Here is an 11,064-nt window from a genome sequence, read left to right on the forward strand (position 1 = left end):
ATGGAGCAGCTTCGCAGGTCCAGCTACCCTCCTATGCTGATCATGCTGCGGTTGATCAGTTGTTCTCCCTGCAGTTCCGCCAGGTTCATTTCATCGAACTGGCCGCCCAGCTTTTCCGCTTTCCCCAGGATGTTCAGCCTGATCAGTGCTTCGAGGTCTCCGCCGTTGCGAAGGCTGGTGAGCAGGTCTGTTTCATCTTTGGAGAACAGGCAGTTTTTCATTTTGCCGTCGGCGGTCAGCCGCATCCGGTTGCATCCGCCACAGAAAGGCGCGCTCATGGTGCTGATCACCGCGAAGGTGCCCGCATGGCCGTGCACCCGGTAAGGCTGGCTCGTGGCATGCGGCTCTCTTTCCAGCGGCTCAAAATCGTATTGCCGGGCAAGCCGTTCCAGCAGTTCCTGTTTCGGCAGCACCTGCGCCGCATTCCAGCGGTTGGCGGCAAAAGGCATAAATTCAATGAAACGGATATCGACCTGTTCATCTTTCGTCCAGGCAACAAAGTCTGCCACTTCCTCGTCGTTGACGCCTTTCATGACCACCATGTTGATCTTTACCTGCATGCCGCCCGCCATTGCCATGCGGATGTTGTTCATTGTAAGGCTGAATTTATCCCGCCGGGTGATCCTGAAAAAAGTTTCCGGCCGCAGGCTGTCCAGGCTGATGTTGAGACTGCGTACGCCGGCGTCCAGCAGGCCGCCCAGGTGGCGGTGCAGCAATGTGCCGTTGGTCGTCAGCGTGAGGGCTACCGGTAAGGCAGCCAGCCGTTGCAGTATATCGCCGAAGTCCTTCCTCGCCAGCGGTTCGCCGCCGGTAAGCCTTATTTTGCTGACACCCAGCTGCGCAAACACACGGCCGATCGCTTCGATCTCTCCGGGCTGCATCAGGCGCGAGCCGGGCATAAAAGGATAATCCTCTTCCGGCATGCAGTAGGCGCACCGCAGGTTGCACATATCGGTCAGTGAAATGCGCAGGTAATTATGGTTCCTATGGTGCTGGTCTACGATCATGTTGGTGCGGATGTCAGTTGTTGAAAGTTCTCTATGGTGTCTATGTCAATGGCGCCTTCCGGGAAAGGCACGCCGGCTACGGCATCGCCCAGGCTTTCAATGAGGTGTTTGGCCCCGGCATCGCCTTCTAAGGCTTCCAGGCGTGAGAACAGCGACCGGTGGAACACGGCGGGCACGCCCTTTCGCTCTGCATAACAGCTGCCCGCGGCCGGAGCTGCGGCAGCCTGCTTCGCGGCAATCAACCGGCGCAGGTGCAGCGCATCCACATGCGGTTGGTCACATAACATGATCAGCACGTTGGCCACCCCGGGATGTTGTTTGCTGATATAAGCCACGCCAGCCCTGATAGAGCTGGCCATGCCGTCTTTATGTTCATCATTCACCACCACCTCGGCTGCAAGACCGTCCAGTTGCGACTTTAGCCGCTCAGCATCATGGCCGAGCACTACAACGGCAGCCGCGGTGTTTAGCTGCGCAGCGGTATGCACCGCGTTCCTCAGCAGCGTGTCTCCCTGGTAGCGGAGTTCCTGCTTGGGCGTACCCAGGCGTTGAGAGGCGCCGGCTGCGAGTACCAGCACAGCATATGTTTGCATGGGCTGGGCCGCCCGCGTTTGCCGGCGGTGAATGTGGCCCCCCGAGTTCTTCAGCGGCCGGGCTGAGGCGCCGGCAAACGTTGCTTTTATTTCAGCGAGGATGGACAAGGCGATCTCTTCCGGCGTTTCCGCGCCGAGATCGAGGCCGGTGGGTCCGGAAACCCGGTCCAGCTGCGCCGCGGAAAGATGCAGGCCTTCCTCCCGGAGTTCCTGCAACAGCCGCTCCCGTTTCTTTTGCGGGCCGAGTATCCCGATATATGCGGCGGGGCTGGTTACCGCCTGTTTTAGCAGCGCTTTGTCGTAAGTATAATTGTGAGACATCAGCACAACGGCCGTCCACTGGTCAGGGCGCACCTTGTGCAGTGCGTCTTCCGCGGGCGTTACCATCACCTGGCAGGAAGGAAAACGCGCTTCGTTGGCGTAAGCAGGGCGCCCGTCAAGGATGGTGACCTCCCAGCCCAGTATGCCTGCCATACCGGCCAGCGGCAGCACATCGTTGCCCGCCCCCGCAATGATCAGTGCCGGCGCGGGCGCAAGGTATTCCAAAAAGCAGGTGACACCCTGCTCATATTGTATGAAACCGGAAGCGCCGGCAACCAGTACCTGCTGTACATCGGAAAGTATCTTGCCTGCAGCCGGTGAGGCCGTGGTATCGCCTTTCAGCAGGCCATCGCCGGTATAGACCAGGCGGGTGCCCTGTTGCGGGTCTTTCGGGCCTTCCATGCAAAAGAACGTGGCGATCACTGCCGGGCGCCGTTGTGCGGCGGCTGCCTGCAGCAGGCTTACCGCGTTGTTCTCACCCCCTGCCGGCACAGGTTCCAGCAATATGCGGATGATGCCATTGCAGCCCAGGTTTACGCCGATAACGGCATCGTCGTCGCCGGAGGTATCGTAGGTGATCAGCAGTGGTTTTTCTTCCGCCATCACCAGGAGCGCTTTGCGCAGCACGTCACCTTCCAGGCAGCCGCCGCTGATGGCGCCGGTAAGCATACCGTCCTGCGTAATGAGCATACGTGCGCCCGGACCGCGGTACGACGAGCCTTCGATATGCACCACCGTGGCCAGCACTGCTTTTTTATGCTGTGCGCCGGCGGCCGCGTATGCCTGTATGATCTGCGTGATCTCTTTCATTGCTTATGCCGTCAACGGTTGAATGGATAAAATTGCCTGGCTGATGTATGCAGCCGCCAGGCGTATGTCTTCCTGCGTCGTGAAACGGCCGAGGCTGATACGCACTGAACGGGCCGCCTGCTCATCGCTCAGTCCCATTGCCTTCAGTACATGCGAGGGCTGCTGTATCAGTCCCGAAGTGCATGCGCTGCCCCGGCTCATCGCCAGGCAGGCGGAAAGGGATAGCAGCAGTTTTTCCGCGTCAGGATGCGGGAGCAGCAGGTTGCTTACATGCGGCAGACGGTCTTTACCGCCGTTTACCCGCACACCTGGAATCTTTAAAAGCGCATGTTCCAGTTCATCACGCAGATGGCGCAGCCGCTGCCCTTCCGCCGTCATTTCTTCCCGGCAGATCTGTGCGGCCTTGCCGAACCCGGTAATACAGGGCGTATTGAGCGTGCCGCTCCGCAGGCCCTGTTCGTGATGACCGCCATGCTGCTGCGGCAACAAGGCGGCGGAACGGCGGCTGCGTACATATAATGCGCCGGCGCCCTTCGGGCCGTATAGTTTATGTGCGGAAAATGCCATGAGGTCTATCCCCGAAGCGTTCACATCCACCGGCATCTTGCCTGCCGCCTGCGTAGCGTCGCAGAAGAACGGCACCTGCCGCCTGCTGGCGATGCGCCCGATCTCATCTACCGGGTGTAATACGCCGGTTTCGTTATTGCCGTACATCAGCGCAATGCAGATCGTATCGCCTGCGATCGCAGCTTCCAGCTGTTCCGCGGAAACGCGGCCATCGGCGCCGGTATCCAGCCGGCTTACGCGGATGCCTGTGCTTTCAAGGTATGCGCAGGTATCCAGCACCGCCCTGTGTTCGGTATGGCAGGTAATGATGTGCCCCTTGTTCCCATGAGCTGCCGCCAGGCCTTTGAGGGCAAGATTAATGGATTCCGTGGCGCCGGAAGTGAAGGTGATCTGTTTGGGTGCCGCGCCGATCAGCGCCGCCACCGCTTCCCGCGCTTCTTCCACTGCTTCCCGCGCCGCCCAGCCATACAGGTGATCGGCGCTGGCCGGGTTGCCGAAGCGATGGGTGAAATAAGGCAGCATATGCTCCACCACCCGCGGATCGCAGGGAGTGGTCGCGTTATAGTCGAGATATATCGGCTGGCGGTTCATGCAAAAAGTACCGGGCGGCTTTTTTGTTTACCAGTTTCACTGCATCCCTGCTAAAAAGCACGGCCTATTCAAAATACGAATAAATCGTGTGTTAAACATTAAAAAGGCGGTGTCCGGCTGTTATTTTATCCGGGCGTGCCCGGGCGGGAAAAATGCCTTCAGGCTTACAATTTCGGGGAAAATCCGGGGGTCAACGTATATCTATTACTGGTTTTTCTATCAATATTACCGGTAAGCTGTTTGTAAAGCCAGTGACGGTGTTATAAAGGATCTGACATCCGCAGTATAGCGAATAATAATATTAAGAGACCCGCGTAAACACTGGATTTACGCGGGTCTCTGTTGTTAAATAATATTAAGCTGAAAGATGCGGGTATTGTTCGTAAAACCTCTTCTTGAAATACCTGCCGAGCAGCCCGAACTTCCCATGTAGCTCACCCATGCCCTGCACTTTCATGATACCCTCTCCGTAAAGGGCAGATTCAGGCGGGCGGCGCACTTCCCCGTAATAGATAACATCCGTGAGTCTCCCATCAATATCCATACTCATTTTCAGCGGTTTCTGGCCCATTACGGACGACAGGCGGGTCACTTTTTCGCCATTGGTAATGGCGGCAGCCCTGGCGCTGAGCAGGCGGAAGCGGTCGAAGATGAGATGTTCTTTGGCTTCGCCTTCTTCAAAGAAAAGATAATGAAGGCTGTCGCCGCTCAGTACCAGGTAAGCCGCGTGATCCGCTTCGTGGTAACGGGCCTTTACCCCCACCATGGCCCAGGCCGCGGTTTTGGCCGCTGTTGCGGCGGCTGATTTCACCTTGTTGCCCACCGTGGTGATATAGGCGCATTGGGTAAAGGCGTCAACCGGGGCATCCTGCATCTGCTTTTTTATGGCAGCGAAATGACTCCTTAATAATTCTTCCTGTATCTGCGGCGCCTGGGCCAGGGCATCGTCGCCGGCGTATTTTTGCCGGGTGCCTTTGAGCTTTTTCATGTAAAACATCATGAATACGCCATAGGCCACAGCGGCCAGAATGATGATGATAATAACAGAGGTAGACATTTTTCAATGCTTAATGGGTGAATAATACAGATATTAAACTCGTTTTGATCCGACGATCTTGTCCTGGTCATCATCGTCCCTGTCCGCCAGCATAAAGATGCAGCCTGCGATGCCAATAACAGCCGTGATGACCGCCGCCGCGATCTTGCCGAAGATGCTGATCATGACGGAGGCGATGAGGATAACAAAGAAGAACTGCCTGCCGCTGAGCTGGTCAAAATTGATCATCACATAAGCCAGGTAGCCGAATACGCCGAGTATTAAGAGAGCCTCAATAATTTTTAGTATGGACCGGGTTATCTTCATCGTTCTTCAATATGGTTTTACGATACCTAAAATACGATGCCGGGCATTACTGACGCAGGCTGATCGATATTCGCCGGGGGAAAATCCATATTCGCCGGAGAAATGCCATTCTGCGCATAAACCGGCCGGCGCGGCAGCCGTTGTTCCGCCCTTCTGTTATTCATTCCTGCCCCGGGAAGCTGAAAATGGAAAACGAGAAAAGGCTCAGAGAAATCATTATAGCGGGTACACCCGTTTTTCAGGATGAATTGATTAATATCCCCGGATTCGAAGTAACAGATAAGACCAACCTGGATGCAGGGATCGCTGCACTGATGCTTCCCTTGGATAAGGACCCGGCGGACGGCCTGTATTATTCATTTGAGCTTTGGGTGGACACGGCCGGCAACATACAGAAAGTGATAACTTCGAAGCCCGACGAACAACAGGTCCGTGATCTATTGACGAAACATTTCAGGATCACCGAGCCGGGATATATCAGGCTTGCCGGTAAAAAATTGAAGGTTATTTCCAAAATCAAAGTGAAGGTTAACATCGCCAAACGTAAGGCTATCACGGCGCAGGAAGTAATACTGACAAAGAAAGAAGACAAGACTTACAATATAGGCTTCGCTAAGGACCATGCCGCCTCGTCCGCCTGGCAGTACGATACATTTGACAATTCCGACTCCTCTTACATACCCGTTTTATGGGATTATATGTCGAAACAGGAAAAAACCAAAATAAAAAATACGACAAGGCTACGCTATACGTAAGACGCGAGCAGCTGAACATTGAACTGGTATTCGGCCGCGGGGAAAAAGTGTACGAGGCCCGGCAGGAAATTTGGGATGTTGCCCCTCATCATCTCCCGCAAAATAACTTCATGGTGGAATTCAGACCAACCGTTTTTCGGTGAATGGGGTGTTTTTTGCCGGTGAAACCGGCTACCATACGCTATGGCAGCCGGTTGCGTATTCCAGCAATAAAAAACGGATATCGTTTCCAATATCCGTTTCCAGTTTACAAGCGGTCAACCGCTTTACAGTTATTTCACCACCGTAGCTTCCAGCTCTACGGTCAGGGTTTCAAAAAGGCTTTTTACTTCCAGCATGGTAAGCGCCTGCCGGACGTTGTGCCTGGCTACCCAGTCCCGTAAAATATCAAAATGAGAAAAAAGCTCCGCCGAGGAAGTGGTGTAAAGATTCAACCGCACAATACCACTGCATTCATAACCTGCCTCGCTGATAACCTGTTCCAGGTTTCGCAGGGCCAGGAGCAGCTGGGTTTTCATGTCGGCGGTGCTGGACCGGCCGTCCGCTTCCACCGCCGCCTGCCCGGCGCAATAAAGCGTGCCTTCCACCTGTTTTACTTCCACCGCCTGCGCATAACCGCGCTCGTCCTGCCATTTCCAGGGATTAATGATCCGTTTTTCCATCAGTTCAGTTTTTTGAAATGTACACTGCAAAGATGGGAACGGTATACAATTCCCGGTGTGACAAACATCACAATTATCCAACGGAGAAAAAAAAGATCAGAAGGTAAGCCTGCTAAGGGTTTCCCGCGAAACGCCGAGGTAGGAAGCAAGCATGGTTTTGGGTACTCTTTGAAACAGCGAGGGATAACGTTCCAGCAGCTGACTGTAGCGGTCCTTTGCATTCGAGGTCAGGAAAGACAATATACGCTGCTGCGATGCGACGTGGCCGGCATTTGCTTTTCCAAGAAAAAAATGCTCCATCTTCCCGAGGCCGGCGCACAGTTGCTGGTAATCTTCCAGTGAAAGGCAGAACACCTCCGTATCTTCAAGGCATTGCAACGACATGCTTGCCGGGGTCTGCGTAAACCAGGCGCGATAATCGCTTTCCCACCAGTCCTCCATCGCAAAGGCCACGATATGTTCCTTCTCCGAATCGTCCTCAAAGCTCAATGCCAGCAGGCCCTTCACAACGAAATAAGAATACCTGGCGCGTTCACCTTTCCGGATAAGGAGTTCCCGCTTTTTATAATTTTTAAGGGTAAAGTGAGACTGGACAAAAGTAAATTCATCATCGGTCAGCGGTACAATTTTCTCGATGTGTTGCCTTAGAATTTCCTGCATAGGCACAAGATAACAAACTTCCGGCCGGGTAGGCGTTCGTATAAAATGACGAGGTTGCGCAGCATAAGAGACATATCACTGATGCAATGCTGTTAAAACTCTTAACTCATTAACTATCAATTAACAAAACAACAGCCCTATTAAGGTAATTTGCCTCAAGAACCAGCCATTAGCCCCCTGCCCTTAAGAGACGCGAGAAGACAAAAATCTGTTCAACCGTAAATCAACCAATTAATGATTAACCCGTCAAAGGCGGACAAGGACGCAAATGGAATCCCAATTGCCATCACCGCGGCAACACAACGCAACATCGGTCGCATTATCAGCATCCTGGGCTTTGTGACTTTATTGCTTGCTTTATTTTTCGGGTATCTCCTGTTCAGGATAACCGGCTCCCCGGAAATATTGCTTGGAGCGCTGGCAGAGGCCGCGTTCTGCGGATGGGCGCTTCTCCTGAATTACCAGCAAAGGACCGGGCCGGCCATTACCCTTACATTCTTTATTCATGGCTTATCCACGCTTTATTTCGGTCTGATCCTGGGCCCCGGCGCGCATGTCCAGACGATGGCCATCTTCCTCCTGGGAATTACATTCCTGCTATTCGAAGGGAGGAACATCCGCTGGCTGGCCACGGCCTTCATCGTGCTGGTGATTATCGCCATTGGAGTCAACAACCACACCGTTTTCCTGGATAAAGTCCCGATATCCGTCTACCATGAAGAACTGATTGGCTGGATGATCACAGGTACGGTAATGATGCTGACCTGCCTGATGTTGTATTTCTTCGTCCATGAAATTGCCGACTATCGCCGGCGGGTGTATCATTACACCCATTATACCGAAGAATTAAAAAGAACCAAGTATGCCATCAGTAAATACGTCCAGGAAAACAGCCACCAGATTCGTATTGACCTCAATATCGTTTACGGGCACCTGCAGCATTTGCTGGCGCTCACAACAGGAAAGGATCCCTGGGAGGTGGTGGAAGTGAAAATAAGGGACCTGCATGCCATGCTTAATTCCACCAAAGCCACCCATGAGTTCATCAATAATTCGCTCGAATGGGCGCGCATTGAACGGGGCCTGGAAGCGCCGATAAAGAAAGAGGCATTCGACCTGTTCCGCTGGCTGGATAATATTGCAGAACGATTCCGGCTGATGGCGCAGGAACGGCCGGTGGAACTGGCATTCAATACCGAAAACCTGCCGCCTTACCTCTATGAGGACAAACACAAGCTGGGCATCATCATCGGCAACCTTCTTTCCAATGCCATCAAGTTCACCGAAAAGAATTCCACCGTGCGGTTTTCCGTCATGACGAAGAAGGATCAGCTGATCTTTGAGATAAAAGACCAGGGAAAAGGTATATCCGCTGATCAGGTGAACCGGGTGTTTGAACCTTTTGTAACAGAAAACGGGACCGGCCTCGGATTGCCTGTTGCCCGCAAGCTGGCCCGGGCCCTGCATGGCGACATCTATATTGAACCCATGGCAGAACGGGGCACCACTTTTATATTTTCACTCCCCTGCGAAACCGCTTCCGCCGGGCAGGTGGCAGAGCTGAAATCTACCGGTAATTTTACACTGAAGGGCCTGCGGGTGCTGGTGGTGGACGACGATTACGCGTCCCGGAGAATTGCGGCGCTGAACCTTCAAAGAATGGATTACATCATTTATACCTGTTCAAGCTTTGCAGCCTGCAAAGACAGGCTGCGGAAATCTTCCGTCGACGTGATCCTGCTGGACTATAACCTCGCCACCGATATCACGGCGGTGGATGTATTAAAATGGATCAGGAATTACCTGCCAACGCAGGAGATACCCGTGATCGTCCTTAGCGGTAACGCTTATTCCCGGGGAGGCGACGATGCAAAGCTGCTTTCCCTGAAAGCCGGCGCGAACAGCTATATAACAAAACCTATCCAATACGACGAGCTGGTCGCGGAGATCGGAAAGATCATAGACCAGTCGAAAATTAAGATCCATCCGTGAGTTGCAGGTGACCAACTTAACAATTTCTTAAAACACCCCTGCCCGCCGATGCGGTAACTTTGAGCGCGCCTCACCGCTTACTCATCATAATGGATAACAGGAATGCCATCTTACAATTGTACCAGGCACACTACCATGCGCTGTTTGCCGCAGGCTGTTATCTTACGGACGACAAAGAACTGATACGCGACTGCATCCACGAGCTGTTCCTCCACTGCTGGCAAAAAAGGGACGAGCTTTCCAGGATACTCCATCTCAAAAATTACCTCACCGTTTCCTTACGCAACCGGCTGCTCTCCGCCTTAAAACAACAGGGCAGAACGGTCCCTTTCGAGCCCGGTGAAATGGACGAAGTGGAATACTCCTACGAAGAGATACTGATCCGCAATGCGGACGAAACGGCCCGCCAGCAAAACCTTCAGCGTGCCTTGCACAACCTCCCGCCGCGTTACAGGCAGGTGATCGAGCTGCGCTTTTTCCGGCAGCACAGCTATGAAGAGATCGCCCGGCTCACCGGCCAGCCGGTAAAGACCGCCTATAATTACGTACACGAAGCCCTTGCCGCTCTGCGGAAGCAGCTGAAAGCACAGCCCCCCGCTCCAGTGTTAAGGAATCATTAACTCCCCTTTCCCGGCATGGAGATCTGTCCACCTCCACTGTCCTACTAACGGAACAACAAACACAGGATCGTTGGAAAATTATCGTTACGAGCTGCCGGAAGATTTTTTGTCGGACATTTCATTTTGTAATTATTGCAAAGGCGCACCTGATAAGGATGTGCAGTACTGGACCCGATGGCTTGCATCGCATCCTGAAAAGGCGCACGCCTTCCGGGAAGCGGAGCAGCTGTACAAGCTGGTAGGCGTCCACGATGAGGGCTACCAGCAGGCATTCGAACGGTTCAGCAACGATCTCCGCACTGTTGCGCCGGCCAAACGCCGCTGGCTCAATATACCCCGCGCAGCCGCCGCTGCGGCGGTATTGATCGCGGCTTCACTGTCGTTTTACTATACCCTGCGCCCCGCAGGCAGCCGGCCCATGGCTCAGTCGGAAAGGCCCCTGTACGATACGGTAGATGCAGGCACCGGCCAGGTGCGGACCATCAGGCTGGCAGACAGCACTGCAGTTACGCTCAACAGCCATTCGCGATTGCTGGTTCCTTCCAACTTCAATGAACACGACAGGAAAGTTTTGCTGGTAGAAGGCGAAGCCTTCTTTGACGTGACCCGTAACGCCAACAAACCGTTCAGCGTAACGAGCAAAGGCGTGGAAACCCGGGTGCTCGGCACTTCCTTTAACATACAGGCATATCCGCAAAAAACGGGCATGCGCATTACGCTGCTGACAGGATCGGTATCAGTGCATACAGGCGCAGCGCCTCACCCCATCCAGCTGCGGCCGGATGAGCAGCTGACGATCGGAGAAAACAGTACCTATGCCGTGCAAAAGGTGCCGGGCGCCCGCTACAGCAAATGGATCAGCGGCGAGCTGGATTTCTATGAGCAGTCGCTGGAGGACATTGCCGCTACGCTATCCACCCGCTACGGCGCCGCATTTGTATTTGCAGACGCCCCATGCCGCCATGAATTGTTCACGGCCTCCTTTGCCAAAGGAGAACCGCTCAAAAAAGTGCTGGCGCTGCTCAGTACCCACCGCAATATCCGCTTTACACAAAAAGGAGATACCGTGACCGTCAACAGGAAATAACCATTATTCATCATCATTTACGAACCCGGTTTTACC

General features: G+C 53.8%; 11 protein-coding genes. 4 read left to right on the forward strand and 7 right to left on the reverse strand.

Annotated elements, in window-relative coordinates:
* Window positions 1-23 precede the first annotated feature (23 nt).
* The 5 genes from moaA to ACTJIK_RS16875 all read right to left on the reverse strand — a co-directional run bounded on the left by moaA (window position 24) and on the right by ACTJIK_RS16875 (window position 5,252).
* Entirely contained in the window at window positions 24-1,007 is a 984-nt protein-coding gene (moaA, locus tag ACTJIK_RS16855) for a GTP 3',8-cyclase MoaA (protein WP_440648171.1), read from the reverse strand.
* Window positions 1,004-2,731 carry an XdhC family protein gene (locus tag ACTJIK_RS16860; RefSeq protein ID WP_440648173.1) on the reverse strand — a complete coding sequence of 576 codons (1,728 nt, stop codon included), beginning with the start codon at window positions 2,729-2,731 and terminating at the stop codon, window positions 1,004-1,006. The genes moaA and ACTJIK_RS16860 overlap by 4 nt, the downstream gene beginning before the upstream one ends.
* 3 nt (window positions 2,732-2,734) lie before the next feature.
* Window positions 2,735-3,889 (reverse strand): cysteine desulfurase family protein, encoded by a 1,155-nt coding sequence (locus ACTJIK_RS16865; protein WP_440648175.1) that lies wholly within the window; start codon window positions 3,887-3,889, stop codon window positions 2,735-2,737.
* A gap of 355 nt (window positions 3,890-4,244) precedes the next feature.
* On the reverse strand, window positions 4,245-4,946 hold the full coding sequence (locus ACTJIK_RS16870; protein WP_440648177.1) for a hypothetical protein: 702 nt from the start codon (window positions 4,944-4,946) through the stop codon (window positions 4,245-4,247).
* A 33-nt stretch (window positions 4,947-4,979) separates the two neighbouring features.
* On the reverse strand, window positions 4,980-5,252 hold the full coding sequence (locus tag ACTJIK_RS16875; protein WP_440648179.1) for a hypothetical protein: 273 nt from the start codon (window positions 5,250-5,252) through the stop codon (window positions 4,980-4,982).
* 248 nt (window positions 5,253-5,500) lie between these two features.
* Here ACTJIK_RS16875 and ACTJIK_RS16880 point away from each other — a divergent pair, with 248 nt between their 5' ends.
* On the forward strand, window positions 5,501-6,007 hold the full coding sequence (locus ACTJIK_RS16880) for a hypothetical protein (RefSeq protein WP_440648181.1): 507 nt from the start codon (window positions 5,501-5,503) through the stop codon (window positions 6,005-6,007).
* A 272-nt stretch (window positions 6,008-6,279) separates the two neighbouring features.
* Here the strand turns inward: ACTJIK_RS16880 and ACTJIK_RS16885 are convergent, their stop codons facing one another.
* Both ACTJIK_RS16885 and ACTJIK_RS16890 read right to left on the reverse strand, forming a co-directional pair.
* Complete coding sequence (locus ACTJIK_RS16885; protein ID WP_440648183.1) at window positions 6,280-6,669, reverse strand: RidA family protein; 390 nt, start codon at window positions 6,667-6,669, stop codon at window positions 6,280-6,282.
* Window positions 6,670-6,765: 96 nt separating this feature from the next.
* Complete coding sequence (locus tag ACTJIK_RS16890) at window positions 6,766-7,329, reverse strand: Crp/Fnr family transcriptional regulator (protein ID WP_440648185.1); 564 nt, start codon at window positions 7,327-7,329, stop codon at window positions 6,766-6,768.
* Window positions 7,330-7,563: 234 nt separating this feature from the next.
* Between ACTJIK_RS16890 and ACTJIK_RS16895 the strand changes: the two genes are divergently transcribed.
* From ACTJIK_RS16895 to ACTJIK_RS16905, 3 genes are all read left to right on the forward strand, one after another.
* Complete coding sequence (locus tag ACTJIK_RS16895; protein WP_440648187.1) at window positions 7,564-9,321, forward strand: ATP-binding protein; 1,758 nt, start codon at window positions 7,564-7,566, stop codon at window positions 9,319-9,321.
* 89 nt (window positions 9,322-9,410) lie between these two features.
* On the forward strand, window positions 9,411-9,941 hold the full coding sequence (locus ACTJIK_RS16900) for an RNA polymerase sigma factor (protein ID WP_440648189.1): 531 nt from the start codon (window positions 9,411-9,413) through the stop codon (window positions 9,939-9,941).
* A 70-nt stretch (window positions 9,942-10,011) separates the two neighbouring features.
* Window positions 10,012-11,028 carry a FecR family protein gene (locus ACTJIK_RS16905; protein ID WP_440648191.1) on the forward strand — a complete coding sequence of 339 codons (1,017 nt, stop codon included), beginning with the start codon at window positions 10,012-10,014 and terminating at the stop codon, window positions 11,026-11,028.
* Window positions 11,029-11,064 lie beyond the last annotated feature (36 nt).

Origin of the sequence: Chitinophaga sp. 22620, assembly GCF_052044405.1 — a bacterium.
Classification (GTDB): Bacteria; Bacteroidota; Bacteroidia; order Chitinophagales; family Chitinophagaceae; genus Chitinophaga.